This window comes from uncultured Brevundimonas sp. (assembly GCF_963977465.1).
Taxonomy (GTDB): Bacteria; Pseudomonadota; Alphaproteobacteria; order Caulobacterales; family Caulobacteraceae; genus Brevundimonas.
Map to the genome: position 1 here is coordinate 192,617 of NZ_CAXBOQ010000001.1, position 26,500 is coordinate 219,116.

Genomic DNA, 26,500 nt, shown 5'->3' on the forward strand with positions numbered 1-26,500 from the left:
GGTCAGCCCTGGGCCTCGAGCACGACGAGCGGCTCGCCGAACTCCACCGGCTGGGCGTCGCCGACCAGGATTTCCTTGACCACACCATCACGCGGCGCCTGGATCGGGTTCATCGTCTTCATCGCCTCGACGATCAGCAGGGTCTGGCCCTTGCGGACCTTGTCGCCGGGGGACACGAAGGCATCGGCTTCCGGGGCCGGACGCAGATAGGCGGTGCCGACCATCGGCGACTTCACGTCCTCGCCCGAGCGGGCCACGATGGTCGCCGGGTCCGACGGCATTGAGGCCGGTGCGGCGGCCTGTGCCATCTGAACGGGCGCAGCGGCATACTGGACCGGCGCGGACATGGTCAGCTCACGGGCGACGCGGATGCGCAGTTCGCCACGCTCGACCTCGATCTCGGTCAGGCTGGTGTCGTTCAGGATGTCGGCCAGCTGACGAACCAGGCTGGTGTCGATCTCACCGGCCGGATCATTGTCCAGCTTGGGCGGGGTCTTTTTGGGGGTGTCGGCCATACGAGTGTGCCTCTTCTTCTTATGCGTTGTGCGAACGGCCCGGAGCTGACGCCTTGTCGTGCACCAGGTTCAGGGCGGCCTTCACGGCCAGTTCGTAGCTGAAAGGGCCGAAGCCCGAAACCACACCGGTCGCGACCGGCGAAACGAAGGATCGATGCCGGAACGGCTCGCGCGCCGCCGGGTTCGACAAATGACATTCGACGACCGGGATCGTCAGGGTCTTCAGGGCATCCAGCAGGGCCACCGAGGTGTGGCTGTAGCCGGCCGGGTTGATGACCAGGGCCGAGGCCTGTTCCCGGGCCTCCTGGACCCAGTCGATCAACTCGCCCTCGTGGTTGGTTTGGCGGAACACGACACGGGCGTCCCCGGCGGCCGACTCGCAGCGTGCCTGGACATCGGCCAGGGTCTCGCGACCATAGACCTCAGGCTCCCGAACCCCCAGCAGGTTGAGATTGGGACCGTTCAGGACGTAGAGGGTGAGTGTTCCGGGCATTCGCTCTGACAAACAGGGACCGACCGCCTCCGGCCGGGGCGGTCTTTTAGCTGACGGACGGCGCGGGTCAAACCGCGCCGGAGATAAGGTTGACCTAACGACATGCACATTCAAGTCAACGGCGATATCCGGACCGTGACCGCGCGCACCGTGCTGGACCTGGTCACCGAACTGGGCCTCAACCCGCGCAAGGTGGCTGTTGAGCGTAACCTGGCCATCGTGCCGCGGTCGTTGCATGGCGAGACCGTGCTGACCGAGGGGGACCGCATCGAGCTGGTGCAATTCGTGGGCGGTGGGTGATCTGCGCCAATCAGTCGCTTCCCCGCAGCGTCCCTGAGGCTTAGGGGAATAGCCATGACCACACCCGAAGATACTTGGACCGTCGCCGGCCGCACCTTCACCTCCCGTTTGATCGTCGGAACCGGCAAATATGCCGACTATGCCCAGAACGCCGCCGCGGCCGAGGCGGCAGGCGCTGAGATCGTCACCGTGGCCTTGCGTCGGGTGAACCTGTCGGATCCGTCGCAGCCGATGCTGGTTGACCATGTGAAGCCGGACCGGTTCACCTATCTGCCTAATACCGCCGGCTGTTTTACCGGCGAGGATGCGGTCCGCACCCTGCGGCTGGCACGCGAGGCCGGGGGTTGGGATCTGGTCAAGCTGGAGGTGCTGTCCGATACGCCGCACCTGTATCCCGACATGGTGGAGACGCTGCGGGCGCTGGACATGCTGGTCAAGGACGGCTTCGACGTCATGGTCTACTGCACCGACGACGTGGTCATGGCCAGGCGGCTGGAGGAGGCGGGGGCCGCCGCCATCATGCCCGCCGCCGCGCCGATCGGCTCGGGTCTGGGTATCCAGAACCGGGTCAATGTCCGGCTGATCGTCGAACAGGCGACCGTGCCGGTTCTGGTCGATGCCGGGGTCGGCACCGCATCGGACGCGACCATCGCCATGGAACTGGGTTGCGACGCCGTGTTGATGAACACGGCCATCGCCGGTGCGCGTGACCCGATCGGCATGGCCCGGGCCATGAAGCACGCGGTCATCGCCGGACGCGAGGCCTATCTGGCCGGTCGAATGGCCAAACGCCTTTACGCCGACCCGTCCTCACCCCTCGCCGGCCTGATCTAGCGACGCTTTCGGCTGGACGGGGCTTGGCGTAACCGCGGTCGCAGTCCATGCTCGGCTGAACGGGGGAGACGATCCATGCGACCGATGCTTATGGCGGGGGTGGCCCTGGCCGCTATTGTGGTCGGGCCCGCGGCCGTAGCCGATGCGACGGCTGATCGGGCGATCCGCGACCTGATCGAGAACCCCTCAATCTGCGGCGCGGCCAATCGTCCGGAGGATGTTCTGGCCGGCGCCCCGATCCCCGACATGGTCATGGTCCCCGGGATCGGGTCCAGTCAGATGGCAGTGGACGCCAGCCCGGAGGCCCAGGTCTGGTTCAATTACGGGATCCAGCTCCGCTGGGCCTTCCAGCATACGGAATCGGTGCGGGCCTTCCAGAAGGCGCGCCTGCTCGATCCAACCTGCGGCATGTGTGCCTGGGGTGAGGCCTGGGCGATGGGCCCCAATCTCAACGGCGGCGGCCGGGCGGATTCGGTTGATCCCGCCGCCCTGAAGATCGCGCGCGACGCCCGTCGACTGGCCCGTGATGCCTCCGTTCAGCAGCGACGGATGATCGATGGCCTGATCCAGCGCTATTCCGGCCGCAAGAGCAGCCGAAGCGACCGTTTCGCGCGGGTGATGGACAGGCAGGCCCGGGACAATCCCGACGACATCAATCTGGCCGCCATCGCCGCCGACGCCTGGATGATCAATGCCGAAGACTGGTGGAACAAGGACGGCACGCCCAAGGACCCGGGCATCGCCCGCGCCATGACCATTCTGGAAGCGGCGCTGGCCAAGGCCCCGGACGATCCCGGGACCATCCATCTGTACATCCACCTGACTGAATGGTCGGCCGATCCGCACAAGGCCATTCCCTATGGCGAACGGCTGGCCGAACTGGCACCGGGGGCCAGCCATCTGGTGCATATGCCGTCCCACACCTTCTTCCGCGTCGGGCGTTATCGCGACGCCATGATGTCCAACGTCGCCGCAGTGGCGCTGGACCGCCAGTATGACGGTCTGGCCCGTCCGCCCGGCGGCCTGTCCGGCATGCCGCTGCATGGCCACAACATCCATTTCGGCATGGGCGGTGCCCTGATGGCCGGCGGGTCGGAGGAGGGGCTGAAGCTGGCGGACTGGTTCCTGAATGTCTTCGACGACATCCCGGCCGACAGTCTGTGGCGTCAGATCACCGCCAATGACGCCTATGCCCTGTACGGCCGCTTCGGGTCGCAGGCCCAGGTCGAGGCGCTGAAGGAGCCGTCGGCGGCCAATCCGCTGCAGCGGGTCAGCTGGCGCTACGGCCGCGGTGAAGCCGCCAGCCGGCGGGGCGACGCGGCCGCCGTTCGCGCCGAGGTCGCCGCCATCAAGGCGATTCGTGAGGCACCGGCCTTTGCCACCGGTCCCATGGCCGAGGCGCGGGTCAGCTTCACCGAACTGTTCCAGCGCGTGCTCGAGGGACGCGCTGCGATGATCGAAGGCAATACCGACGCCGCGATCGCCGCCTTCACCCGGGCCGCAGAACTGCAGGCCGAAGACGGGGATGAGGGCGGGGATCCGCCGGCCATCTGGTATCCGACGCGTCGCAGCCTGGCCGCCGCCATGCTGGCCAGCGGTGACGCGGCTGGAGCCAAGGCCAAGGTCGAGGAGCTGCTGAAGGACTGGCCCAACGATCCCTATAGCTATTTCGTGCTGTCGCGGGCCGAGGCGGCGCTGGGCCATGACGCGGCGGCGGCGGCGGCCCTGAGTCGCGCCGGTGCGGAATGGCTGGGTGGCGAAATGAGCCTAGCGGAAGCCTGATCGCACCGGTTGGTCGACTCGGGCCCTTCCTGTATCCGGAGGGAATGCTTCAGACCGCACCTGTGACCGGGTTGGAACCGATCGACTCGGCCGCACCGGGCTTCTTCTCGGACCTGTTCGATCGTCTGTTTCCGATTATCCGCAGCATCACCGGTCCGGGGCTACGCGAAAGCCTCGACATCTTCGGCGAGTACATGCCGTTGCACCGGGATCAGGTGGCCAGCGGTGAGGCGGTGTTCGACTGGATCGTCCCGCTGGAATGGGCTCTGACACGCGCTGTCCTGACCGGGCCGGACGGTGAGGTCATCGCCGACAGCGACCGCTCCAACCTGCAGGTGGTCAACTATTCGACGCCGGTCGATGTCGAGCTGGACCTGGACGATTTGCAGGCTCACCTGCACTCGATTCCGGACCAACCGGATCTGATTCCGTACGTCACATCCTACTACCGTGAGGCCTGGGGTTTCTGCCTGACACATAGGGCGCGGCAGGCTCTGAAGCCGGGACGCTACCGCGCAGTGATCCAGAGTCGGACATACGCGGGCGGGGTCGATTTCGCCGACTGCATGCTGCCCGGCGAGACGGAGCGGGAGGTCATGCTCAGCTCGTATCTGTGCCACCCCAGCCTGGCTAACAACGAGCTGTCCGGGCCGCTGGTGCTGCTGGGTCTGTACGACCGGATTTCGCGCTGGAAGCGGCGGCGTTTCAGCTATCGCTTTGTCCTCGCCCCCGAGACCATCGGCAGTCTCTGCTATCTGTCCCGGCATGGGCCCCAGCTGAAGGAAAGTCTCGCCGGGGGGCTGGTTCTGACCTGTCTGGGTGGCCCGGCCGAGGCCCTGAGTTACAAGTCCAGCCGCCGCGGGACCTCGACCCTGGACGCGCTGGTGGCCCGGCTCGGCGCGGACGAGGGCTTTTCCGTGCGTCCGTTCACCCCGACCAGCGGCTCGGATGAGCGTCAGTATTGCTCGCCGGGTTTTAACCTGCCGATGGGGCAGATGGGGCGGACCCTCTATGGGGACTATGCGGGCTATCACACCTCGGGGGATGATAAGGCGTTCATGGGTATCGCGCCGCTGGTCGATGCGATCGACCGGATCGAGGCCCTGCTGCGCCGACACGAATATGCGGGCGTCTTCATCAACCAGGCGCCGTATGGCGAGGCCCAGCTCGGGCGACGCGGTCTCTATCCGTCGGTGAACAGCCCCACCACCTGGGGTGCCTCATCTGACCGGGTCGTCGACGATCGCACCCTGTTGAATCGGATCCTGACCGTTCTCAGCGACGGTGACGGCGAGCACCGGATGATCGACATTGCCGCCCGACTTGACTGTAGCCTTGACGATCTGATGCCGGTGGTTGACCGGCTGGAGGCCGAGGGCCTGCTGAAGGCAGCGGGGCGATGAGCGTCGTCGCCGTCACCGGCGATCACCCGCGTCACGTCTATGTGGTGCAGCAACTGGCCCGGGCCGGCCTGCTTTCCGGCTGGGTCGTCGAGCGCCGCGAACCCCATGTGCCCGTGCCCGGCGATGATGTTCCCGTCGCCCTGCACGATTTGTTCAACCGGCATTTTCAGCGCCGCGAGGCGGCGGAGCACAAGGCCTTCGGTGTGCTGTCACCGGACGGGGTGGCGGTGGACCGGCTGACCGTCAACCTCGCCGATCTGAACGGTGACCGGGTGCGGGCCTTTCTGATCGACAAGGCCCCGTCCCATGTCCTGTCGTATGGTTGCCACAAGCTGGACGAGACGATCTTGCGCAGTGTTTCGGCCCGGTTCTGGAACACCCATGGCGGCCTGTCGCCCTGGTATCGCGGGGTCCACACCCATTTCTGGCCATCCTACATGCTGGAACCACAGATGACCGGCATGACCCTGCACGAGACCACGGCGGCCATCGATGGCGGAGCCATCATCCATCAGAGCGGCGTGACGCTGACCCGGGGCGACGGCCTCCATGACCTGGCTTGCCGCGCGGTTGGTACCTATGCGCGGGAGCTGCCCGCCGTCATGGCCCGGGCGCTGGAAAGCGATGTCGTCAGGGTGACCCAGAAGACGACGGGGCGCATCTGGATCGCGGCGATGTGGCGAGCCGAGCATCTGGTGCCGATCTACCGCCACTATGAAGACCGGATCGTTGACCTCTGCCTCGACGGTGAGATCAGAGGCCGTGTCCCGAACCTGATCCGGCCTCTGATCGAATCCGGGCCGGAACAAGGGACGCGACCGGCGACCTAGCCGCCCTTGGCCTCGGTGATCAACCGGGACAGGTCGGCGGGATTGTTGGTGGCGGTCACCTTGCCGTTGATGAAGAAGGTCGGCGTGCCCTCCAGTCCCAGGCTGGCGGCCCCGGTATGGACATCGGCCAGTATCCGCGAGGTGTCGGCCGTGGCCATCGCCGCGCGGGCCTTCGGCAGGTCGACGCCATTGGCCTCGAGGATACGATCAATCCCGTCGATGGACAGGGCTGACTGGGCCATCAGGGCCTTGTGGACCGCCAGATATTTGCCCTGGGCATGGGCTGCCAGCGCAGCGCGCGCGGCGTACTGGGAGGTGACGTCCTCGCCCTGATCCAGCACCGGCCATTCACGGAAGACAAAGCGGACGTCCGGATTGGCCTGCATGATCGCCAGATACTGCGGCGCGGCCATCTTGCAGTAGGGGCAGCGGTAGTCGAAGAACTCGGTGACCGTGACCCGGGCGTCGACCGGGCCGAAGGTCGGTTCCCCGGCGGCCGGGGCCAGCGCTGCAGGGTTGCGGGCGACAACGGCATTGATCCCGGACGTCCGGTCGGCGCGGGCGGCAATGTCGCGGGCCTGAACCACCTCATCCAAAACCTGCGGGTTGGCCACAAGATAGGCTCGCACCCGGCCACCGAAATCCCCACCGCTCAGATAGGGTGCTCCGGCCAGACCCAACGCCAACACTGATATGGCTAGGGCAACCACGCCGATCCGGTGGCCACCGAACCAGTCGCGGAGGGTCGAGGGCGGGGACTGGGGGGCGGGCGCGGGGGAGTCGTCGGTCATGCGGAGTCCTGGGTCGAAGAAAAGATCAGCCGGCGTCGGCGGGAATGACGCGGACGGGTTGGTCACGACGATAACGTTCGTCGGCGGCGTCGACGTCTTCCTGCGTCGCGCCCGAAGCGAAGACGATGTCCATAGCCCGAATCCACTCGTTCGAGCCACGCGGCAGCATGTCCCGGGCGCGCAGGGCGAACTGGGTCGCCTGGTCCTGCCGGCCCTGGGCGAAATAGAATTCTGCCGAGGCCAGCCGGGCCTCACCCTCCTTGCCCTGGCTGGAATAGGCCTGGGACAGCAGACGCCAGGCGAGAGTGTTGTCCTTCTCGAGGGCGGTGGCGCGTTTCAGCTCGTTGACCGCCTGGTCCAGCCGCGTTGGATCATTGGTCTCGATCAAGGCGTGGGCCAGGTTGATGCGCAGCAGGGGTGCATCCGGCATCAGCTCCACCGAACGCTGGTGGGCCTCGATGGCCTCGGCTGGCCGGGACTCCTCAAACAGGATTTGACCCTTCAGCTCCCAGAGGTACGGGTTATCCGGCTGCTCGACGAGAAAGGCATCGACAGCGGTCAGGGCACGGTTGGTCTGGCCGTCGCGATACCAGGCGATGGCCCGGGCATATCGGCCCGGTATCGAGGTGTCCGTCGAGGGATAGGTCCGCAGTGTCTGGTTGGGCGGGTCCATGAAGGCGCGGATCTTGGCCTGGATCAGGGCGTGCTGGCCGATGCGTTCCGGACTTTCGGCATGGCCGTAGTGCGGGGCTTCGCTGACCAGCCGACGCAGGTTTTCGATCCGGGCCGAAGACAGGGGGTGGCTGCGGAAGAACGGATAGCGCCGGGCGTCCGAAAAGACTTCCTGCGAGCGAAAATTCTCGAAGAACTCGACCAGTCCGCGTCCGGATTCGCCGGCGGCTTCCAGCGCATGCGCGGCGGAATTGTCGGCCTCGCCCTCCTGCTGGGAAATGTATCGCAGACTGCCCAACGCGCCGAAATAGGTGCTCGAGCCGAGCAGGGCAGCGCCGGCCGTCGGCGAGCCTGCGGCGATGGCCAGGGCCCCCAGCGCCATACTCATGATCATCGGCTGCATGCCCGCGTCGCGGGCCCCGTCTCTCAGGGTGTGACGGTTCTTGATGTGACCTGCCTCGTGGGCGATCACACCCAACAACTCATTGGCGTTGCGGGTCCTGAGGATCAGGCCGGTATTGACACCCAGCACCCGGCCCGGCGTGGCGAAGGCGTTCAGATCATTGTCGCCGACCAGCAGGATCTCGACCTCGGACGGTTCAAGACCGATGGCCGTGAACACCGGATCGGACCATTCGCGGATGATGCCTTCGATCTCGGTGTCGCGGATGGCGCTCTGGGCCGCGGCCGGTCCGGCCGCCGCGACCGTCAGGGTGACGGCGGTCGCGGCGGCCAGAAACCGGGAAACAACTCGGGGAAGCCAGGTCAAGGGTTACTCCTAACGAATGACGCCCCCGTCTTCGTCCGCCTCAATCTAGCGCCGTCCGGTCAGCGACGCCACCACCCGCGCTTGGCCTTGGCCGGCGGGGCGACGATCTGGTTCGGATCGTCCTCAATGATCGCGGCGATATCGACCGGTTCCGGTGCGGCTTCCGGCTTGCCTTTGGGCTTGGTCAGCGGGGCCTCGACCGGCGAGACGTCCCGCTGCACCGGGTCCCCAGTCGGCTCGGCCTCGTTCGGCTCGATCGGTGCCGGGTCGAGGTCGGACGCGGGCGTGGCCGAAGCCGCTGTCTTACGCCGGACCCGACGCCGCTTGGGTTCGGGGGCCAGGGCGGGCGGGGCATCATCCGCGACGACGGTGGCCATCGGCGTGTCGGGCGACCCTTCCGGCGGCATGCCCTCATTGGTGGCCCGGGCTTCGACCTTGACGACAGGCTTCTGGTCGTTGTCCCCGGAGGACTCCCGGTCGCGGCCGCGACCGCGACCACGACGCCGACGCGACCGTCCGCCCTCGTGCTCCCCGTTGGACCCGGCTTCGGGACGCTCGTCAGCCGACGTCGATCCGTTTCCGGCCGTTTCGTCCGCTGCGGCCGCACCGGAATCCCTGTCGTTTCCGCGTCCGGGGTTGATTGGGTCGAACCAGACATAGGGGTCTTCCAGAGACGGCGTGCGCCCGCGAACCCAAGTGAAGCCGTCGCGATCGCCTTCCTCGCGGACACGGCGTCCGCCACGACGGCCGCGACGACGGCGACGTGCACCTTCACTGTCGTCGTCCTCGGCACCGGCGGCGGACGGCGCGTCAGCCTCGACGCCCTCGGCCGGAGCGGATTCCTCGTCCCGACGACCGCCGCGGCGGCGGCGGCGGCCGCGACCGCGTCCGGAGTCGCCATCTCCACGCGCGGTATCGGCATCGTGGCGTTCGGCCCGGGCGCGCGGGGCGTCATCATCGGTATCTTCGGCGGCGAGGGCGTCGTCCTCGAAGATCTCGTCCTCGTCTTCCTCGTCGTCATAGGCGTCGTCGTCGAAGTCGTCGGTCAGGTCGGGCAGGGCGACAGCCCCGTCCTCGGGCACGAAGTCCTCGTTGGTCTCGGTGCGCTCGACGGCATGCTCGCCCTGGGCGAGGCTGTCGTCGATCAGCACGACGACGTTCAGGCCGCGCTGTTGCGCCAGGCGCTGCAGGTAGTCGCGTTTGTGGTTGAGGATATACAGGGCGACCGCAGTGCAGACGCGCAGGTTGATCGACCCCGCGCCGCCCTTGCCGGCCTCGATGTCGACGGCGCGCAGGATCATCAGCGCGGCCGATTCGGCCGAGCGGATGCGGCCCGAGCCCTGGCAGTGGGTGCAGACCTCTGTGGCCCCCTCGATCACGCCGAGGCGACGGCGCTGGCGGCTGATCTCCATCAGACCAAAGCCGGAGATGCGGCCCATCTGGATGCGGGCCCGGTCGTGCGACAGGGCGTCCTTGAGGATCTTCTCGACGGTGCGGTTGTTCTTCGACTCATCCATGTCGATGAAGTCGATGACCACGAGGCCGGCGAGGTCGCGCAGGCGCAGCTGGCGGGCGGCCTCGACGGCGGCCTCGGAGTTGGTCTTGAAGGCGGTCGCCTCGACGTTGCGTTCCTTGGTCGACTTGCCCGAGTTGACGTCGATGGCCACCAGGGCCTCGGTCTGGTTGATGACCAGATAGCCGCCGGACTTCAGCGGCACGACCGGCTGGTGGATCTGCGTCAGCAGTTCCTCGATGCCGTTGGCGGCGAACAGCGGCTTGGAGCCCTGGTACAGGTGCACCTTTTTGGCCTGGGAGGGCATCAGCACGCGCATGAAGTCGCGCGCCTCCTTCCAGCCTTCGACGCCCTCGACCTGGATGCCGTCGAAATCCTTGTCGAACATGTCGCGTACGGCGCGGCGGACGAGGTTTTCTTCCTCATAGATGATCGACGGGGCGTTCGAGCCGAGGGTGGTCTCGCGGATCGTCTCCCACAGACGCAACAGATATTCGTAGTCGCGCTTGATCTCGGCCTTGGTGCGCTTGGCCCCGGCGGTCCGGATGATAAGGCCCATGCCCTTGGGCACCTCCAGCGCCTGGGCCGCGGCCTTCAGGCGCTTGCGGTCGGTGGCCTGGGTGATCTTGCGCGAGATGCCGCCGCCCTTGCCGGTGTTGGGCATCAGCACGCAGTAGCGGCCGGCCAGCGACAGCCAGGTGGTCAGGGCCGCGCCCTTGCCGCCGCGCTCGTCCTTGACGACCTGGACCAGCAGGATCTGGCGGCGCTTGATCACGTCCTGGATCTTGTAGCGACGCATCAGGCGACGCTTCAGCCGCTCCTCGTCGGCCATGCCGCCTTCGTGCTCACCGTCGTCGCTTTCGCGGCCGAGATCGTCGTGATCGTCGTCGTCTGTGGCCGCTTCGGCCATGATGGCTTCGCGGTCGGCGACCGGGATTTGATAATAGTCCGGGTGGATCTCGTTGAAGGCGAGGAAGCCGTGGCGGTTGCCGCCGTACTCGATAAAGGCGGCCTGCAGGCTGGGCTCTACGCGGGTGACCTTGGCGAGGTAGATGTTGCCGCGAAGCTGGCGGCGGGCCTTCGACTCAAAGTCGAATTCCTCAATCTGGCGTCCGTCGACGATCGCAACGCGGGTTTCTTCCGCGTGTGCCGCATCGATAAGCATGGTCTTTGACATGGAAATTCTCTCTTGGGCGCGCTCGGCCGGACCGCGGGACGGACGTCCCGACGGGCAAGGCGGCTCGCCGAATGGAAATGAAGGCGCACGCAGGCGTCATCCCGTCGCCGCGGCCCGAACCAATGTCGGAGCCGGAGGCGAGGCCTGTGAAATCAGACCGGGTGGGGGCGCAGGCGGAAAAGCCCATGGGGTTCGTCAGGGTCCTGGAACCGGACGCGCCGGTTACGGCGGCGTCCCGGGTCCGGTCGTCAAATCGCCAGGCCAGGCCCGATCGATCTTCGGATAGGTGAAAGTCAGCGCCGCGAGGAGGGCGCGTCCGGACCTGGAGTCCAGGGGACGCGATCATTCGCATGCGCGGCGGACCATACGCACGCCCGAGCCGAATGAAAAGCACGAAGGCTTTAACGGAATCCAAGGGACCCCGGGGGCAGGGTGGTCTCAACCAATAAGGTGGGTAGCCGTCAGAATGTACGGAATGTTGCGATTCGACCTGTCCCGGTGGGGCGTGCGTGAGTGGACGATGACGGCCCTGGCCCTCGTCGTGTTCTGCTTTGGCGCGCTGGCGGCCGGGCGCGGTCTGGCCGCCGGGAGCGCCGGAGAGGTGCTGCGGCTGCGCTTCGGCGGCGACGCCGAACGCACCCGCGTGGTCGTCGATCTGGACAGCAATACCCGCGGCGCCGTGGTGTCCGGCGGGGCCGACGGACGCGTGGTCGTGGCCCTGACCGGGGTCGCGCCGAGCGGCCAGATGGGCGGGGCCGGCACCGGACTGGTGCGCGATTATCGCGTCGTCGCCGGGGGCGGGGCCTCGCGCATCGAGCTGACCCTGGCGACCGGAGCCGAGATCGAGCGCCGCTTCCTGCTGCCGCCCGGCGACGGCGTGAGCCACTATCGCTATGTCATCGACCTGAAGACCACCGGCCGCGCCGCCACCGCCGTGCGCCGCGCCGCGCCGCCGCCGTCATCGCGCAACACCGCCCCGGCCGAGCGGCCGCTGATCGTGATCGACGCCGGTCACGGCGGCCGCGATCCCGGGGCCCGGGGCAGTCAGTCCAGCGAGAGCGCGATCACCCTGGCCGCCGCCCATGCGCTGAAGGCCGAGCTGGAACGGACCGGCCGCTATCGGGTGCGGCTGACCCGCGACAACGACTCCTATGTCGGCCTGTACCGCCGGGTCGAGATCGCCCGCTCGGCCGACGCCGACCTGTTCATCAGCCTGCACGCCGACGCCGGGTCCGACCCGGCCACGCGCGGGGCCAGTGTCTACACCCTGTCCGAACAGGGGGCCGGCCGCGCCGTGCGCGAGTTCACGCGCGGCGACAACTGGCACCGCGAGCTGCGCCTGCCGGGCCGCGACCCCTCGGTCGACCGCATCCTGCTGGACATGACCCAGCGCACCACCCAGAACCGCTCGGCCCAGCTGGCCCGGACCCTGCTGGGTGGGCTGGAAGAGGCCGACCATCCGATGCTGCGCCGCAGCCACCGTGACGCCGGCCTGGCCGTGCTGCTGGCCCCCGATGTGCCGGCCGTGCTGCTGGAGATGGGCTTCATCACCAATCCCGAGGACGAGCGGACCCTGAACGACGACCGCGGCCGCCGCCACCTGATGCGGGCCGTGGTCAACGGCATCGACCGCTATTTCCGCGACCCGACCGGCAATATGCTGATGGCCTCGAACGGGGCGGTGGGACAGCCCTAGGGTCCGATACCCCGCTCATCCCCGCGAAGGCGGGGACCCAGGGGTTTGGACGATCCGGCGAGTTCGCGCGCGCCGCCGCTTATCCAACGCGCCCCGCCTAACAACAGGACTGGGTCCCCGCCTGCGCGGGGATGAGCGGAAATTGACATGCCTTGAGTGCGCGCATTCAACAGCGCATTCAGCCCTTCTCCCCATTCCATTCGCTGCTCCACGGCAGCCCGTTGCCGCGGGCGCACAGCCGGCGGACGGCGCGCGTGTCATAGTCCTCATCGGGATGCTCCCGACCGTCGAGCCGGGCCAGCCAGCGCGCCTCGCGGTCGATGTCGGCCAGCCACCGGTACGTGTCGCGGCGGCCCCGCCGCATGGAACCGGGGCGCGTACCGATGGCTTAGACAGGCACCACCGACGGCGCAGCCCCCCTCCGGCGACCCGGCCGGGCCGTCAGCACATGAACAGGAGATTTGCATGTCGGACTCCCCGACCGTCTATCTGAACCTCGCCTCCGCCGCCGATCTCGCCTCCGTGGAGCCGATCGGCGACCGGGCCGAGACCGTGATCGAGAATCGGCCGTACCACGACTGGTCCGACCTGCGCCGGGCGGGCCTGGAGTCCGATGCGATCAATGCGATCAAGAGCGCCGGTGTCGAACTGGGCGCGCCGGGCGAGGGCCCGATCGGCGAACCCGGCAGTGGCGGCAGTGGCGGCAGCCCCGGCGGCAACCTCGGCCGGGCCTGATCGTCGCGGTCAGTATGCGAACGCCCCGAGCCCCCATGCACAGCGGCTGCCGCCACGCCGGTTGGCCGCGGCGACCACAACCGTCCGCAGTCCGGTCCCGGACCCGCGGACGCCAGAACAGGATACAGCCATGACTCAACTGCGTTTCCCGGAAGGAACCTTCGTCGTCGTTGCCAGCGGGGAGGTGGCCAAGACCTTCCGTGTGAAGGGCGGTGCCCTGCAACACGCCGGCGACTGGAACCCAACCGACCTCGCCGACGACGGGCCCTCGGGCAAGACGCCGCCGGACCAGTCGGACCGGGACCTCAACGAGGCGACCTTCTCCAAGCAGATCGCGGAACGGCTGTACAAGTCGGCCCACGCCGGGGCGTTCGACCGCCTGATCCTGATCGCCGACCCTGTCACACTGGGTGAAATCCGGCCGCTGCTGCACAGTACAGTGACCGACAAGCTTGTCCTCCAGCAGGCCAAGACCCTGATCAATTCGCCGGTCGAGGACATCGAACGGGCGTTGGGAGAATAGCCACCTTGGGCGGCAGGGCGGACGTGACGCGTCTGGCCCTGTCGCACTGCGGCGGGGACGGTCCTCCCACACGGGTCGAGTACCGGGTCTTGGCTGAATGCGCCCCGGAATGGCGCGATCAATACTGACATTGTCCTGGGCTGCGCCCCGGGCGGTCGCGGGGCCCCGCAGGGTAGCGATGCTGTGCGGGTACGCCGGACAGCCCCCGCCCGAACCTCTTGACCCGCCCAGCTATTCAGCCTATTGCACAATCAATTGCACAACTGATTGTGTAAATGGAGGCGCGGCCGGTCATGACCTATCTCGATGCCCATCCCCTGCGGGCGGCCTTTGCCGCCAACACCCTGGTCCAGCTGGCCGACCTGATCTCGGCCCAGGGCGAGGCCATGCTGCGCGAGGCGGGGCTGGATGTGCCGGCGCGGGCGGTGTCCATCCTGCTGATGATCGGCGAGCGCGGCGAGATGTCGGCGGCCGACATCGCCGGCCAGTTGCAGCAGCCGCATCAGCTGGTCACGCAACGGGCCGATCTGCTGGTCGATCTGGGGCTGATCGCGAGGCGTAGTGATCCCGGGGACGGGCGGCGCAAAATTCTGGTGCTGACGGACAGGGGCGCGGACCAGTTTGAGCGGCTGACGGCGCGTCTGGCCCGGGTGGCGGATGTGTTCGCGGCCCTGTTCGTGGAGATTGACTGCGACCTGGCGGCCATGGCGCGGCGGGCCATCGCCGCCCTGGACCGGTCACCCATTCTCGAGCGGCTCAACGCCGGCCAGCCCGCCGCGACGGCGGCTCCCCGCCCTGTTTCTGAAGGACAATGACCATGGACGCTGCACAGACAGTCGCGCCGAAAAGCCACGTCGCCCCGGGCAGGAAGGGCGCGAAGGGCAGGGTGGCGATCGATATCAGCCTCGTGCTGGGGACATTGCTGATCGTCAAATACGGCCTGCTGGGCGTCGAGGCGATGTGGACCTATGCGGGGCCCATATCCCTGTTGTCAGCCCTGGCCGTGGCGACCTGGCGACTGCGCGGTGCGGGTGAGACCTGGGCTGAGCTCGGTCTGGGACGGCCCGACTCCTGGGGCAGGACGGCGCTGTGGACCCTGCTGGCGCTGGGGTTGACCACGGTTGCCGGCATCGTTCTGGAAGGGGTGGTCAGCTCGGTGCTGGAGGCCTCGGCGAACCAGCCGGTCAGGAGCAATTCCGGTCGATTCGCTAACGTGCCCGGCAACACGCTCGTCTTCGTCTACTGGCTGGCGGTAGCCTGGATCGTCGGGGCCATGGCGGAGGAGATGTTGTTCCGGGCCTTTCTGATCACCCGGCTGGAACGGCTGTTGTCGCGCATTCCGTTCGGGCTGATGTTCGCGGTCGTTCTGCCGGCGATCCTCTTCGGGCAGCAGCATTTCTATTATCAGGGCATCGGCGGGGCCGTCGCGACCGGGGGTGCGGCGCTGGTGTCCGGGGTTCTGTATCTGCTGTGCAAACGCAATCTGTGGCCGCTGAGCCTGTCGCATGGTCTGGTCAACAGCATCGGCCTGACCCTGATCTACACCGGCCTGCAGGCACCGGGGTGATCTCTCCTACTCGCCCTCGCCCGCCAAACCCCCTATCTCCGGTCCATGCGTTTACGGGTCGTCGATCTTGAAACCTCCGGCGGGGACCGGACCTCGGAGATTCTCGAGGTCGGGATCGTCGATGTGGTGGCTGAGGGGGCGGGGTGGAAAGCCCTGCCGCCGGTGACCAAGCTGTTCCGGCCGCGCGGCGAGATCTCGTTTCATTCGATGGCGGTGCATCATCTGACGCCGGCGCATTTCTGTGACGATGATCCGCACTGCGATGAGTATGCGCTGCGAGAGATGTTCCTGACGCAGCCGGCCGATGTGATGGTGGCCCATTCGGCCAAGTTTGAACGCGGCTTTATCGCCGATACGGCGCATGGCGGCCTGCCGTGGATCTGTACGGTGCGGGCGTCGAAGAATGCGTGGCCCGAGGCCCCGGGACATTCGAACCAGGTGCTGAGGTACTGGCGGGCGCTGGACCTCGATCCGGCGCTGGCCAATCCGGCGCACCGGGCGGGGCCGGACGCCTGGGTGACGGCGCATCTGCTGATCGATCTGCTGCAGACGGCGACGGTGGACCAGATGATCGCCTGGACCAATGAACCGCGTAAACTGGACCGGATTCCGTTCGGCAAACATCGCGGCAAACCGTGGGCCGAGCCGCCCGAGGACTATCTGCGCTGGATGGCGGGGCAGGGCGATATGGACGCCGATGTCGTGGCCGCAGCGCGACAGGAGCTGGACCGTCGCGCCGGGGCGTCACTGGCACCCTAGCGGAGGGGGGCGACGCGGGCTAAACCCTCTCTCGAGTGGGTTTTTCGGAGTTTGCGGTGAAGGTTGCCGAACGCTGGTTCGTGATGGCGGGCATTGGCCTGCTGGGCGCGATTGCGCTGGTCGGGCTGGTGGTGGCCGTCTATGCGGCGTGGCTGTTCCACGACCTGCCGGACGCCTCTGACCTGGCCGACTATCGGCCGCCGACGGCGACCCGGGTCTATGCCGGGGACGGCACCCTGATCGGGGAATTCTCGGACGAGCGCCGCATCTATGTGTCGTTCGACCAGATCCCGACGCCCGTGGTCCAGGCCTTCCTCGCGGCCGAGGATCGCAACTTCTTCCAGCACGGCGGCATCGACGTGGGCGGCATCGGCCGGGCCGTGTTCAAGAACCTGTTCAATGTGGTGGCGGGGCGACGGCTGGAGGGCGGCTCGACCATCACCCAGCAGGTAGCCAAGAATGTGCTGCTGACCAATGAGACCAGCCTGAACCGCAAGCTGAAGGAGGCGATCCTCTCCAGCCGGCTGGAAGCGACCCTGACCAAGCAGCAGATCCTCGAACTGTATCTGAACGAGATCTTCCTGGGGTACCGGTCGTACGGCGTGGCCTCGGCCGCCTACAACTATTTCGGCAAGTCGCTGAGCCAGCTGACGCCGGACGAGGCGGCGTTTCTGGCGGCCCTGCCCAAGGGGCCCAACAACTATCATCCGAAACGCTATCCGGCCGCGGCCAAGGGGCGGCGTGACTGGGTGCTGGGCGAGATGGCCCAGAGCGGCTGGCTGACGCCGGCGCAACTGACCACCGCCCGGGCCCGCCCGCTGGTGACCCAGGACGCGCCGCGTCGCGCCCAGTATGCTGACGCCGACTTCTTCGTCGAGGAGGCCCGTCGTCAGGCCACCGCCCGGTTCGGGCGCGAGACCGTCAACGGGGCCGGCTACTATATCCGCACCACGCTGGACCCCGGCCTGCAGTCGGCGGCGCGCGACGCCCTGATGCGCGGGTTGGAGAACTATGACCGTCGCCACGGCTGGCGCGGAGCCTGGGGCACCACCGACTTCGCCGACGGCTGGCAGAAGGAGGCGCTGAAACAAACCAAGCCGCCCGAACGGCGCGCCTGGCAGGCGGCGGCGGTCGAGAGCGTGTCCGGCAATACCGTGCAGATCCGCACCGCCCGCGACGACCGAAGCGGCACCCTGCTGACCGCTGACGCGGCCTGGGCCAATGCCAATCGCCAGCTGAAGCGCGGCGATCTGATCTTCGTCGAGCCGACCAATGGCCAGTTCGCGCTGAAACAGGTGCCGGCGGTCAACGGGGCGCTGGTGGTGATCGAGCCGCAGTCCGGCCGGGTGCTGGCCATGGTCGGCGGCTATTCCTACGTGCTGTCCAGCTTCAACCGGGTCACCCAGGCCAATCGCCAGCCGGGTTCGGCCTACAAGCCGTTCGTCTATGCGGCGGCACTGGAAGGGGATTTCACCCCGGCCTCGATCGTGCTGGACGCGCCGATCAGCTTTGCCGGCGGCCGCAACGGCGAACGCTGGACGCCCGAGAACTACAGCCGCCAGTATTACGGGCCGCAGTCGCTGCGGCGCGGGCTGGAGCTGTCGCGCAACGTGATGACAGTGCGGCTGGCCGAACAGGTCGGCATGCGCAACATCGTCGACCTGTCGAAGAAGATGGGCGTCGCCGACAATCTGCAGCCCAACCTGTCGGTGTCGCTGGGGGCGGGGGAGACCACGCCCTATCACCTGACCGCCGCCTATTCGGCCTTCGTCAACGGCGGCCGCCGGGTCGATCCCTATCTGATCGAACTGGTCCAGGACCGGAACGGCGAGGTCCAGTTCAAGGCTGACCAGCGCACCTGCCGCGAGTGCGACCGGGGCTTTAGTGGCCAGGAGTCGCCGCGGCTGCAGCTGCGCGGCACCCAGGTGATCGATCCGATCACCGCCTATCAGATCAGCTCGATGCTCGAGGGCGTGGTCCAGCGCGGCACCGGTGCCAGCGCCCGTGGCCTGGGACGCTGGATCGGTGGCAAGACCGGCACCACCAACGAATACCGCTCGGCCTGGTTCGTCGGCTTCACCACCGACATGGTGGTCGGGGTGTTCGTCGGCTTCGATGACAACCGTTCGCTGGGTTATGGCGAGGCGGGGGCGCAGGCGGCCCTGCCGGTATTCACCGACTTCATGCAGACGGCGCTGCGCACGCGACCGGCGCGGCCGTTCGTGCGCCCGGCCAATGCCGTGTTCCGCACCGTCAACGGCATTGAGGAAGCCTTCCGGCCCGGCACCGAGCGGCGCCGCCAGGACGCGTTCGTGCCGGAAGTCCTGACGCCGGTGGGCCCGCAGAACTATTCCGACGTGATCCGGCGCGAGCAGGAGACTGTGCGTCTGGCCAACCCGAACACGCCGCCGCCAGCCGCTACGCCGACGCCGCCGCCGAAGAAGGAACCGGCCGAGGACTTGAGCGGACTCTACTAAGGCTCTAGGTAGGCCTCCCTGCGGCGCGCCCCGAAAGCGGCGCGCCGCTTTTCTTTTCTGTCGCGTGGAGATTGCGATGAGACCGGATGTCGAGGCCATGAAGGCCGACATCGAGCAGAGCCTCGCTCTGCTCAGGAGGCGTCTTTGACTGGGACCCTGCACTCCGCAAGCTCGATGAGCTGAACGCGCGGGTCGAGGACCCGACCCTGTGGGACGATGCCGAGGCCGCCCAGGCTCTGATGCGCGACCGCACCCGGCTGCAAGGCCAGATCGACACCGTGCTGCAGATGGAGTCCGGTCTGGAGGACGGCGTCATGCTGGCCGACATGGCCGACGAGGAGGGCGACGAGGCTGCCCTGGCGGATGCCCGTGCCTCGCTGAAAGCCATCAAGGACCGCGCAGCTCGGGCCGAACTGGAAGCCCTGCTGTCCGGCGAGGCCGACGGCAACGACGCCTATCTGGAAGTGAACGCCGGGGCCGGCGGCACCGAGTCGTGCGACTGGGCCGGGATGCTGCTGCGGATGTATTCGCGCTGGGCCAGGGCCCATGGCTATGAGGTCCAGCTGGAGGCCGAGGAAGACGGCGACCAGGCCGGGATCAAGTCCGCGACCATCCTGATCACCGGACCCAATGCCTATGGCTGGCTCAAGTCGGAATCCGGCGTGCACCGGCTGGTGCGGATCAGCCCCTATGACGCCGCCGCCAAACGCCATACCTCGTTCGCCTCGATCGGGGTTTCGCCCGTGGTCGACGACACCATCGAGATCGAGATCAATCCGTCCGATGTGCGTACCGACACCTACCGGGCCTCGGGTTCGGGCGGTCAGCACATCAACAAGACCGACTCGGCCATCCGCCTGACCCACGTGCCGACCAACACCGTGGTCGCCTGCCAGGCCGGTCGCTCGCAGCACCAGAACCGCGAACAGGCGTGGAAGATGCTGCGGGCGCGTCTGTACGAGCTGGAACTGCAGCGGCGCGAGGCGGCGGCCCAGGCCGTGGCCGACGCCAAGACCGACATCGGCTGGGGTCACCAGATCCGCAGCTACGTCCTGCAGCCCTACCAGATGGTCAAGGACCTGCGCACCAATGTGGAGACGTCCGATACCCAGGGGGTGTTGGACGGGGACCTCGACGCCTTCATGGGCGCGGCCCTGGCCGCCCGGGTCGGCGAAACCCGCGACGCCACGAGCGAATAGAAAAGGGCCCCGGATCGCTCCGGGGCCCCTTTTCTGTGACGTCGACCTCTGCCTAGTGCGGCTTCATGTCGATGACCTGACCCGCAGGCTGCTGCGGGATCGGGGCCAGGTCCGACGCCGGCGCGGCGACGGGCTTGGGTGCGGTCGCCGCCGGGGCATCGCGACGGCCCTGGACGCAGCGACCCTGGAAATAGGCACCGATGTCGATCGACAGCTGTTCGGCCGTGATGTCACCGTCGACATAGGCGGTCGAGACCAGTTTGACCTGCTTGCCCGAGGTCGCGCCGACAATGCGGCCACGGACCTCGATATAGTCTGCCGAGACATTGCCTTCGACGGCACCGGTTTCGCCGACGATCAGACGGCCGACACGGAGGTCGCCCTTGATCTGGCCATCGACCTGCAGGTCGCCGGCACCGCTGATGGTGCCTTCGAATTTGAGATCCGACGACAGGGTCGACAGGCCGCGGCTCGAGGTGCCTGCGGGGGCGGCGCTCGCGGCGGTTGCCGGTTTGGCGGCACCGGCCGACGGCATGTCCGGCAGGGGCGGGATGGCCGCAGGGGTCGAGGGACGGGGCTGCGGCGATGGGGCGGGGGATTTATTCTTGTTGAACAAGTTGGTCTCCGGCTTTCATAAAGCGTGCTGGGTTCTGTGGGCGACCGTTCATCCACACTTCGTAGTGCAGGTGAACGCCCGTGGAGCGCCCAGTCGTCCCCATGGCACCGATGCGCTGGCCAAGCGCGATCTGCTGGCCGGATGTGACGGCCATGGAGTTGAGATGGGCGAAGCGCGTCTTGAAACCGCGACCATGGTCTATCTCAACGGTGTTGCCATACCCTGAACGGACACCAACAAAAGAAACGACGCCCGGGGCCGTGGCGTAGATAGGCGTGTTCAACGGGGCCGCGAAGTCCTGTCCCTGGTGCAGGGCCGGACGGCGATTGAACGGATCGAAGCGCACGCCGAAGCTCGATGTGGTGCGCGCCTGGGTCGGGCGCCGGAACGGCAGGCCCTCGGCCGCGTCGGCGAGACGGCGCATGTCGTTCAGATTGTCGGCGGCGTGGCGGATGCGGACGGCGAAGGCCTCATCGACGTCCAGCACGGCCGCCAAAGCGCGGGGATCCTTGGCCTCGACCAGCGGCCCGCCGAGGCCGGGACCGGTCGCGGCATAGGCCGACGGGTTGAGGCCGGCGAGCCGGAAGGCCAGGCGAAGGCGCTCGGCCCGGGTTTGCGACACTTCCTCAGCGCGGGCGATCAGCCGCTCCTGGTCCAGGCGGACGGCGAGAATGCGCTGGACCGGGCTGCGACTGTTTGTGGTTGGGGGCAGGGCGGGGCGCAGCGCCAGTTCAGCCCCGTCGACCCCGTGGAACATGCCCATGACGTTGGTCAGGGCGGCGTGGCGACGTTCGACCATGGTGGCCATGTCGTCGATCGAGCCGGTCGTCGTGGTCATGCGAATGACGGCGCTGTCCAGTCTGGCCTGCAGGTCGGCATTGACCCGTTCCGAGGCGGCGCGGGCACGGATCACCGCGCGGTCAGCCTGGTTGTTGGCTATCATGTCGAAGATCAGGCCGCCCGAGGCGACCAGGGTCCAGACCGAGAACATCACCGCGGCGACGGCGATCAGACACTGGCGACCGGACGACAGGGCGCAGGCACGGACGTCGTCCCCGTCCCGGAGATACAGATACCGGACCGGAAACCAACGCTCGATCAAAGAGCGCTTTGCAGCGATCTCTTCGTCGTTCATATGCGATGCCCCCAAAACATGAGGCAAATATGCGGCAACCGGGACCAGCCATCAAGACGATTCACCCGCGGTTAACCAACTTGGCCAGGATTCAGGCGAATAATGACCTGAGAACGAGCATAATTCGCGTGTCAGGGGAAAAATCGAATCTATCGTGATCTTGTCGAAGCTTGCGAGCGAACCGCGTTACAAACCCCTGAGTGTGCGCGTGACTTCAAGTACTTCTTTTGCGTGTGATTTTACCTTCACCTTGCGCCAGATGTGGCGGATCTTGCCCTCGGCATCGATCAGAAAGGTGGCGCGTTCGACGCCCATATATTCCCGGCCATAGAGCTTCTTCTGCACCCAGGTGCCGAACGCTTCGCATACGGTGCCGTCCTCGTCGGAACCGAGGATGACCGTCAGGTCGTATTTGGCCTTGAACAGGTCCAGCTTCTTCACCGGATCGCGGGACACGCCGATGATCACGGCATCCGCAGCCGCGAATTCAGCCGACAGGGCCGAGAAGTCCTGACCTTCCGTGGTGCAGCCGGGCGTGTCGGCCTTGGGATAGAAATACAGGACAACGGTCTGGCCCTTCAGGCCATCCAGCGAGACTCTGCCGCCGCCGTCTGTGGCCATGTCGAAGGCGGAGGCCTTCGAGCCTTCGGTGATTTCCGGCATTCCAACTCTCCGCTCATCCCCGCGAAGGCGGGGACCCAGTTCTTTCGTGTCGCTGTCTGGACCGACAGCCTTGTGTCCACCCCGCACGGATCGCCCAAAACACTGGGTCCCCGCCTTCGCGGGGATGAGCGGAAGAACTAGATCGGGCGAACCAGAACGATCTTCTTCTTGCCGGCGGCCAGTTTGAACACGCCGTCGGCGTTGACATCGGCCTCGGTGACCAACTGGGCCCCGTCAGCGATCACGGCGTCGTTCAGGCGCAGGCCGCCACCCTGGGCCAGACGTCGGGCCTCGCCGTTGGACGTGGTCAGTCCTGCCTTGGTGGTGACGGCGGCGATCATGGCCCCGATCACCTCGTTGCGCGGCAGGTCCACGGTCGGCAGGTCGATAGACAGTTTGCCCTGTTCAAAGGCGGCCTCGGCGGCCCCGCGCGCATGGGCTGCGGCGTCCGCTCCGTGCAGCATGGTGGTGGTCGCGTCGGCCAGGGCCTTCTTGGCGTCGTTGATGGCGGCCCCTTCCAGGGCTTCGTACCGGGCGACATCCTCGAGCGGCAGCTCGGTGAACAGGCGCATGAACCGGCCGACATCGCTGTCTTCCGTGTTCCGCCAGTACTGCCAGTAGTCAAAGGGACTGAGGGCGTCGGCGTTCAGCCAGACGGCACCGCCGACAGTCTTGCCCATCTTGGCCCCCGAGGCCGTGGTTAGCAGCGGTGTGGTCAGGCCGAATGCGGCCTTGTGGTCGACGCGGCGCACGAGATCGACGCCCGAGACGATATTGCCCCACTGGTCCGACCCGCCCATCTGCAGGGTGCAGCCATAGCGGCGGTTCAGCTCGAGGAAGTCGACCGACTGCATCAGCATGTAGTTGAACTCGAGGAAGGTCATCGGCTGCTCGCGCTCGAGCCGCAGTTTCACCGAGTCAAAGGCCAGCATGCGGTTGACGGTGAAATGGGTGCCGTAGTCGCGCAGGAACTGGATGTAGCCGTAGCTCGACAGCCACGCGTCGTTGTCGACCATGATGGCGTCGGTCGGGCCGTCGCCGAAGGTCAGGAATTTCTCGAACGTGCCCTTGATCGACGCCATGTTGGCCGCGATCGTCTCGTCGGTCAGGTGTGGCCTCGAGGCGTCCTTGCCGGTCGGGTCGCCGACCTTGGTGGTGCCGCCGCCCATGATGACGATCGGCTTGTGCCCGGCCTGCTGCAGACGGCGCAGCAGCATGATCTGGATCAGGTGGCCGACGTGCAGGCTGGGGGCGGTGACATCGAAGCCGATATAGCCGGTGACCACGCCTGTCGTGGCCGCCGCATCCAGCTCCACCGGGTGGGTGATCTGATGGATATAGCCACGCGCCTGCATGGTCTTGAGGAAGTCGGACTTGAACACGGGATCGGTCATCGGGATGGGCTTTGCCTGGAGAGAGGAGGGCGTGTAGCACGAGCCTATGCAAGCGCGAACCACCGGTGCGCCGGGGCCCCTTCACGACCTGATTGCCCACCCCGCCGGGACCGCGGGGCCGGTGGCGGGCCTGTCGGTCAGCGCCTTCCGGCCGGAGCCGTCAGTGCTGGCGCTGGACTATGTGCTGAGCGGTGACCTGTTCCAGGTGCTGGTGCCGACCTGGACGGGGCGCATGCGGGCCGACGACCTGTGGCGACACACCTGTTTCGAGGCCTTTGTCCGCGCCGGTTCCGGCCCCGGCTATCACGAGGTCAACCTGTCGCCGTCGGGCGAATGGGCGGTCTATGGCTTCGAGGCCTACCGCGAGGGCCGGACGTCACCGGACGGTGTGGAAAGCCAGACTCTGGTCCGCGCGTCGGATGACGATCAGTTCGCCATGACGGCTATAGTTCGTCTGGACGGGCTCGATCCCGCTGTACCCTGGTCAATCGGCCTGTCGGCGGTTGTTGAGGTCGTTGAAGGCGGTACATCCTACTGGGCGCTAACCCATCCGTCGGCCAGCCCGGATTTCCACCATCCCGACTCCTTCACCCTGACCCTACCGCCCCCGGAGCCCGCATGAAATTCGGCCTCGACCGCCTGTTGTCCGACCCCGAACTGCGCGCCCCCCTGAAGGGGAAGCGAGTGGCCCTGCTGGCGCATCCGGCCTCGGTGACGGCCGATCTGACCCATGCGATCGACGCCCTGACGGCCTGTCCGGACCTGACGATCAGCGCCGCCTTCGGGCCACAGCACGGCATGCGCGGTGATCTGCAGGACAATATGATGGAGTCGCCGGACTTCACCGATCCGGTGCACGGCTTTCCGGTGTTCAGCCTGTATGGCGAGGTGCGGCGACCGACTGATGCGTCCATGCAGACCTTTGACGTCATCCTGGTCGACCTGCAGGACCTCGGCTGCCGCATCTACACCTATGTCACGACCCTGCTCTATGTGCTGGAGGCGGCGGCCAAGCACGGCAAGGAAGTGTGGGTGCTGGACCGGCCCAATCCGGCCGGGCGTCCGGTCGAGGGCCTGACCCTGTTGCCGGGCTGGGAGAGTTTCGTCGGGGCCGGGCCGATACCGATGCGTCACGGCGTGACCCTGGGTGAGCTGGGTCACTGGTTCATCGACCACTTCAAACTGGACGTCGCCTATCGCGTCATCGCCATGGAGGGCTGGCAGCCGGAACAGGGGCCCGGTTTCGGCTGGCCGCTGGGTGAGCGCAGCTGGATCAACCCCAGCCCTAACGCGCCGAACCTGTCGATGGCGCGGGCCTATGCCGGGACGGTGATGCTGGAGGGCACGACCCTGTCCGAGGGGCGCGGCACGACCCGGCCGCTGGAACTGTTCGGGGCCCCCGATATCGATGCCCGCGCCGTGATCGCCGAAATGCTGGCCTTTGCGCCGCAGTGGCTGAAGGGCTGCCGGCTGCGCGACTGCTGGTTCGAGCCGACCTTCCACAAACACGTCGGCCAGCTGTGCAGCGGGGTGCAGATCCACATCGACGACCCGGCCTATGACCATGCAACCTTCCAACCGTGGCGGGTCCAGGCGCTGGGCTTCAAGGCGATCCGGCGGCTATATCCCGACTACGACCTGTGGCGCGACTTCCCGTATGAATACGCGTTCGGCAAGCTGGCCATCGACGTGATCAACGGCGGGCCGGCGCTGCGCGAGTGGGTCGACCGGGCCGATTCCACGCCGGAGGAACTGGATGCCATGACGGTGCCGGATGAGCGGGCGTGGGTGGCCGAGCGGAAGCCGTTCCTGCTGTATTGATCGCCACAGGGTTGCCTTGATCGGCTGTCGTTCTACCGGTGATGGTTCGAAGCCAACCGGGAGCTGGTGCGATGAAACTGCTGCTGCTGATCGCCGCCCTGATGGGCGGTTGCGCTGGGGAAGCGCCCCAACAGGAACCAGTCGCCGTCGAGGCACCTGCGCTGTCAGCAGAGGCCCGGGCGCTGATTGCTCCGGTCGCCGCCGCCATCGCCACGGAAGAAGCTCGGCAGGCGGCCTTGCCCCCTCCGGCAGACGTGCGGGAGCGGCTCGAGCGGATGGGGCGGCTGGATCAGGCTGGTCGCATGGCCGGCATCGCGGTCGATCTGAGTGCGCTGCCTGAGGGCGAGCGGCAGGTTGCGATGGCCGCGCTGTGGGCCCCTGTCACGGCGCTGGACGGGCGTCTGACTGGCGAGCTTTTGCCGCTGGTGCCCGAGGAGGGCTGGTTCCTGCCGAGTGTTTATGGAGAGCAGGCTTCCAGTGCAGCCTTCCTGATCATCCAGCATTCGACTATCGAGCAGTGGCGTCGGTTCGTGCCGGTCCTCGAACCGCTGGCGCTCGCCGGCGAGATCGACGGGCAGGACTTTGGGCTGATGTACGATCGACTGGCCATCAATGAGGGGCGGCCGCAGCGCTACGGCACCCAGATGACCTGCAAGGCCGGCAAATGGGTGATCGACTACGCCAATCTTGAAGACCCGGAGCATGCCGACGAACGCCGCGCGGACATGGGTTTCCATTGGACCCTCGCCGAGTACGAGGACTTGTTCGCCCACTACCCGCCCTGCACCGAGGACTGATCAGGCCGGACGCTCTTCCTACCTTGGGTGGAGGCGCGG

General features: G+C 67.1%; 26 protein-coding genes. 16 read left to right on the top strand and 10 right to left on the bottom strand.

What is annotated here, in order from left to right; translation table 11 throughout:
* Positions 1 to 2: 2 nt before the first annotated feature.
* Positions 3 to 515 (bottom strand): acetyl-CoA carboxylase biotin carboxyl carrier protein, encoded by a 513-nt coding sequence (accB, locus tag AAC067_RS01000; protein ID WP_339928658.1) that lies wholly within the window; start codon positions 513 to 515, stop codon positions 3 to 5.
* Between the two features lie 19 nt (positions 516 to 534).
* Positions 535 to 1,008: a type II 3-dehydroquinate dehydratase gene (gene aroQ / locus AAC067_RS01005; RefSeq protein WP_339928660.1), complete on the bottom strand. Its 474-nt coding sequence runs from the start codon at positions 1,006 to 1,008 to the stop codon at positions 535 to 537.
* 102 nt (positions 1,009 to 1,110) lie between these two features.
* On the opposite strand from aroQ, the gene thiS reads away from it, so the two are divergent.
* The 5 genes from thiS to AAC067_RS01030 all read left to right on the top strand — a co-directional run bounded on the left by thiS (position 1,111) and on the right by AAC067_RS01030 (position 6,157).
* Positions 1,111 to 1,308: a sulfur carrier protein ThiS gene (gene thiS / locus AAC067_RS01010; protein WP_339928662.1), complete on the top strand. Its 198-nt coding sequence runs from the start codon at positions 1,111 to 1,113 to the stop codon at positions 1,306 to 1,308.
* Between the two features lie 54 nt (positions 1,309 to 1,362).
* Positions 1,363 to 2,142 carry a thiazole synthase gene (locus AAC067_RS01015; RefSeq protein WP_339928664.1) on the top strand — a complete coding sequence of 260 codons (780 nt, stop codon included), beginning with the start codon at positions 1,363 to 1,365 and terminating at the stop codon, positions 2,140 to 2,142.
* Positions 2,143 to 2,217: 75 nt separating this feature from the next.
* The gene (locus AAC067_RS01020) at positions 2,218 to 3,924 is read left to right on the top strand and encodes a hypothetical protein (RefSeq protein ID WP_339928666.1); all 1,707 of its coding nucleotides are present in this window, start codon (positions 2,218 to 2,220) and stop codon (positions 3,922 to 3,924) included.
* Between the two features lie 44 nt (positions 3,925 to 3,968).
* Complete coding sequence (locus AAC067_RS01025) at positions 3,969 to 5,327, top strand: DUF4910 domain-containing protein (RefSeq protein WP_339928668.1); 1,359 nt, start codon at positions 3,969 to 3,971, stop codon at positions 5,325 to 5,327.
* Positions 5,324 to 6,157 (top strand): formyltransferase family protein, encoded by an 834-nt coding sequence (locus AAC067_RS01030; protein WP_339928670.1) that lies wholly within the window; start codon positions 5,324 to 5,326, stop codon positions 6,155 to 6,157. The genes AAC067_RS01025 and AAC067_RS01030 overlap by 4 nt, the downstream gene beginning before the upstream one ends.
* Here AAC067_RS01030 and AAC067_RS01035 read toward each other — a convergent pair.
* The 3 genes from AAC067_RS01035 to AAC067_RS01045 are packed head-to-tail and all read right to left on the bottom strand — an operon-like array spanning position 6,154 to position 11,079.
* Positions 6,154 to 6,948, bottom strand: coding sequence for a DsbA family protein (locus AAC067_RS01035; RefSeq protein ID WP_339928672.1), 795 nt, complete (start codon positions 6,946 to 6,948; stop codon positions 6,154 to 6,156). The genes AAC067_RS01030 and AAC067_RS01035 overlap by 4 nt on opposite strands.
* Before the next feature lie 25 nt (positions 6,949 to 6,973).
* Positions 6,974 to 8,389, bottom strand: coding sequence for a M48 family metalloprotease (locus AAC067_RS01040; protein ID WP_339928674.1), 1,416 nt, complete (start codon positions 8,387 to 8,389; stop codon positions 6,974 to 6,976).
* Positions 8,390 to 8,448: 59 nt separating this feature from the next.
* A complete protein-coding gene (locus tag AAC067_RS01045; RefSeq protein WP_339928676.1) occupies positions 8,449 to 11,079 on the bottom strand; it encodes an Rne/Rng family ribonuclease in 2,631 nt (876 codons plus the stop codon).
* A 475-nt stretch (positions 11,080 to 11,554) separates the two neighbouring features.
* Between AAC067_RS01045 and AAC067_RS01050 the strand changes: the two genes are divergently transcribed.
* Complete coding sequence (locus AAC067_RS01050) at positions 11,555 to 12,775, top strand: N-acetylmuramoyl-L-alanine amidase (protein ID WP_339928678.1); 1,221 nt, start codon at positions 11,555 to 11,557, stop codon at positions 12,773 to 12,775.
* Positions 12,776 to 12,953: 178 nt separating this feature from the next.
* Here the strand turns inward: AAC067_RS01050 and AAC067_RS01055 are convergent, their stop codons facing one another.
* Positions 12,954 to 13,139, bottom strand: a complete 186-nt coding sequence (locus AAC067_RS01055) for a hypothetical protein (RefSeq protein ID WP_339928680.1) — start codon at positions 13,137 to 13,139, stop codon at positions 12,954 to 12,956.
* 101 nt (positions 13,140 to 13,240) lie between these two features.
* On the opposite strand from AAC067_RS01055, the gene AAC067_RS01060 reads away from it, so the two are divergent.
* The 7 genes from AAC067_RS01060 to prfB all read left to right on the top strand — a co-directional run bounded on the left by AAC067_RS01060 (position 13,241) and on the right by prfB (position 20,035).
* On the top strand, positions 13,241 to 13,510 hold the full coding sequence (locus AAC067_RS01060; protein ID WP_339928682.1) for a hypothetical protein: 270 nt from the start codon (positions 13,241 to 13,243) through the stop codon (positions 13,508 to 13,510).
* Between the two features lie 130 nt (positions 13,511 to 13,640).
* Positions 13,641 to 14,033, top strand: coding sequence for a host attachment family protein (locus tag AAC067_RS01065; protein ID WP_339928684.1), 393 nt, complete (start codon positions 13,641 to 13,643; stop codon positions 14,031 to 14,033).
* Positions 14,034 to 14,326: 293 nt separating this feature from the next.
* Positions 14,327 to 14,848 carry a MarR family transcriptional regulator gene (locus tag AAC067_RS01070; protein WP_339928686.1) on the top strand — a complete coding sequence of 174 codons (522 nt, stop codon included), beginning with the start codon at positions 14,327 to 14,329 and terminating at the stop codon, positions 14,846 to 14,848.
* 2 nt (positions 14,849 to 14,850) lie between these two features.
* The gene (locus tag AAC067_RS01075; protein ID WP_339928688.1) at positions 14,851 to 15,600 is read left to right on the top strand and encodes a type II CAAX endopeptidase family protein; all 750 of its coding nucleotides are present in this window, start codon (positions 14,851 to 14,853) and stop codon (positions 15,598 to 15,600) included.
* A gap of 45 nt (positions 15,601 to 15,645) precedes the next feature.
* Positions 15,646 to 16,359: an exonuclease domain-containing protein gene (locus tag AAC067_RS01080; RefSeq protein WP_339928690.1), complete on the top strand. Its 714-nt coding sequence runs from the start codon at positions 15,646 to 15,648 to the stop codon at positions 16,357 to 16,359.
* A gap of 83 nt (positions 16,360 to 16,442) precedes the next feature.
* Positions 16,443 to 18,836 carry a penicillin-binding protein 1A gene (locus AAC067_RS01085; RefSeq protein ID WP_339929746.1) on the top strand — a complete coding sequence of 798 codons (2,394 nt, stop codon included), beginning with the start codon at positions 16,443 to 16,445 and terminating at the stop codon, positions 18,834 to 18,836.
* 76 nt (positions 18,837 to 18,912) lie between these two features.
* A protein-coding gene (gene prfB / locus AAC067_RS01090) for a peptide chain release factor 2 (protein WP_339928692.1) occupies positions 18,913 to 20,035 on the top strand; the annotation gives its coding sequence in 2 pieces (ribosomal slippage) (positions 18,913 to 18,981 and positions 18,983 to 20,035; 1,122 coding nt in all).
* Between the two features lie 52 nt (positions 20,036 to 20,087).
* On the opposite strand, the gene AAC067_RS01095 is transcribed toward prfB, so the two are convergent.
* The 4 genes from AAC067_RS01095 to tyrS all read right to left on the bottom strand — a co-directional run bounded on the left by AAC067_RS01095 (position 20,088) and on the right by tyrS (position 23,843).
* Positions 20,088 to 20,651: a polymer-forming cytoskeletal protein gene (locus AAC067_RS01095; RefSeq protein WP_339928694.1), complete on the bottom strand. Its 564-nt coding sequence runs from the start codon at positions 20,649 to 20,651 to the stop codon at positions 20,088 to 20,090.
* Positions 20,635 to 21,786, bottom strand: coding sequence for a peptidoglycan DD-metalloendopeptidase family protein (locus AAC067_RS01100; RefSeq protein ID WP_339928696.1), 1,152 nt, complete (start codon positions 21,784 to 21,786; stop codon positions 20,635 to 20,637). Before AAC067_RS01100 ends, AAC067_RS01095 begins: the two co-directional genes overlap by 17 nt.
* Positions 21,787 to 21,972: 186 nt before the next feature.
* Positions 21,973 to 22,449 (bottom strand): peroxiredoxin, encoded by a 477-nt coding sequence (locus AAC067_RS01105; protein WP_339928698.1) that lies wholly within the window; start codon positions 22,447 to 22,449, stop codon positions 21,973 to 21,975.
* A gap of 137 nt (positions 22,450 to 22,586) precedes the next feature.
* Complete coding sequence (gene tyrS / locus AAC067_RS01110; protein WP_339928700.1) at positions 22,587 to 23,843, bottom strand: tyrosine--tRNA ligase; 1,257 nt, start codon at positions 23,841 to 23,843, stop codon at positions 22,587 to 22,589.
* 46 nt (positions 23,844 to 23,889) lie between these two features.
* On the opposite strand from tyrS, the gene AAC067_RS01115 reads away from it, so the two are divergent.
* The 3 genes from AAC067_RS01115 (at position 23,890) to AAC067_RS01125 (ending at position 26,461) form a co-directional block, all read left to right on the top strand.
* Complete coding sequence (locus tag AAC067_RS01115) at positions 23,890 to 24,465, top strand: DOMON-like domain-containing protein (protein ID WP_339928702.1); 576 nt, start codon at positions 23,890 to 23,892, stop codon at positions 24,463 to 24,465.
* Positions 24,462 to 25,664, top strand: a complete 1,203-nt coding sequence (locus AAC067_RS01120) for a DUF1343 domain-containing protein (protein ID WP_339928704.1) — start codon at positions 24,462 to 24,464, stop codon at positions 25,662 to 25,664. Before AAC067_RS01115 ends, AAC067_RS01120 begins: the two co-directional genes overlap by 4 nt.
* A gap of 71 nt (positions 25,665 to 25,735) precedes the next feature.
* A complete protein-coding gene (locus AAC067_RS01125) occupies positions 25,736 to 26,461 on the top strand; it encodes a DUF6624 domain-containing protein (protein WP_339928706.1) in 726 nt (241 codons plus the stop codon).
* Positions 26,462 to 26,500 lie beyond the last annotated feature (39 nt).

Excerpts from the sequence above, each read along its gene's own strand:
- tyrS (WP_339928700.1), bottom strand. The coding sequence starts at position 23,843 with ATGACCGATCCCGTGTTCAAGTCCGACTTCCTCAAGACCATGCAGGCG.
- AAC067_RS01115 (WP_339928702.1), top strand. The coding sequence starts at position 23,890 with ATGCAAGCGCGAACCACCGGTGCGCCGGGGCCCCTTCACGACCTGATT.
- thiS (WP_339928662.1), top strand. The coding sequence starts at position 1,111 with ATGCACATTCAAGTCAACGGCGATATCCGGACCGTGACCGCGCGCACC.
- AAC067_RS01105 (WP_339928698.1), bottom strand. The coding sequence starts at position 22,449 with ATGCCGGAAATCACCGAAGGCTCGAAGGCCTCCGCCTTCGACATGGCC.
- AAC067_RS01120 (WP_339928704.1), top strand. The coding sequence starts at position 24,462 with ATGAAATTCGGCCTCGACCGCCTGTTGTCCGACCCCGAACTGCGCGCC.
- AAC067_RS01050 (WP_339928678.1), top strand. The coding sequence starts at position 11,555 with ATGTTGCGATTCGACCTGTCCCGGTGGGGCGTGCGTGAGTGGACGATG.
- AAC067_RS01025 (WP_339928668.1), top strand. The coding sequence starts at position 3,969 with ATGCTTCAGACCGCACCTGTGACCGGGTTGGAACCGATCGACTCGGCC.
- AAC067_RS01030 (WP_339928670.1), top strand. The coding sequence starts at position 5,324 with ATGAGCGTCGTCGCCGTCACCGGCGATCACCCGCGTCACGTCTATGTG.
- AAC067_RS01085 (WP_339929746.1), top strand. The coding sequence starts at position 16,443 with ATGGCGGGCATTGGCCTGCTGGGCGCGATTGCGCTGGTCGGGCTGGTG.
- accB (WP_339928658.1), bottom strand. The coding sequence starts at position 515 with ATGGCCGACACCCCCAAAAAGACCCCGCCCAAGCTGGACAATGATCCG.
- AAC067_RS01065 (WP_339928684.1), top strand. The coding sequence starts at position 13,641 with ATGACTCAACTGCGTTTCCCGGAAGGAACCTTCGTCGTCGTTGCCAGC.
- AAC067_RS01080 (WP_339928690.1), top strand. The coding sequence starts at position 15,646 with ATGCGTTTACGGGTCGTCGATCTTGAAACCTCCGGCGGGGACCGGACC.
- AAC067_RS01070 (WP_339928686.1), top strand. The coding sequence starts at position 14,327 with ATGACCTATCTCGATGCCCATCCCCTGCGGGCGGCCTTTGCCGCCAAC.
- AAC067_RS01020 (WP_339928666.1), top strand. The coding sequence starts at position 2,218 with ATGCGACCGATGCTTATGGCGGGGGTGGCCCTGGCCGCTATTGTGGTC.
- AAC067_RS01015 (WP_339928664.1), top strand. The coding sequence starts at position 1,363 with ATGACCACACCCGAAGATACTTGGACCGTCGCCGGCCGCACCTTCACC.
- AAC067_RS01075 (WP_339928688.1), top strand. The coding sequence starts at position 14,851 with ATGGACGCTGCACAGACAGTCGCGCCGAAAAGCCACGTCGCCCCGGGC.
- AAC067_RS01060 (WP_339928682.1), top strand. The coding sequence starts at position 13,241 with ATGTCGGACTCCCCGACCGTCTATCTGAACCTCGCCTCCGCCGCCGAT.
- AAC067_RS01100 (WP_339928696.1), bottom strand. The coding sequence starts at position 21,786 with ATGAACGACGAAGAGATCGCTGCAAAGCGCTCTTTGATCGAGCGTTGG.
- aroQ (WP_339928660.1), bottom strand. The coding sequence starts at position 1,008 with ATGCCCGGAACACTCACCCTCTACGTCCTGAACGGTCCCAATCTCAAC.
- AAC067_RS01045 (WP_339928676.1), bottom strand. The coding sequence starts at position 11,079 with ATGTCAAAGACCATGCTTATCGATGCGGCACACGCGGAAGAAACCCGC.
- AAC067_RS01125 (WP_339928706.1), top strand. The coding sequence starts at position 25,736 with ATGAAACTGCTGCTGCTGATCGCCGCCCTGATGGGCGGTTGCGCTGGG.
- AAC067_RS01035 (WP_339928672.1), bottom strand. The coding sequence starts at position 6,948 with ATGACCGACGACTCCCCCGCGCCCGCCCCCCAGTCCCCGCCCTCGACC.
- AAC067_RS01055 (WP_339928680.1), bottom strand. The coding sequence starts at position 13,139 with ATGCGGCGGGGCCGCCGCGACACGTACCGGTGGCTGGCCGACATCGAC.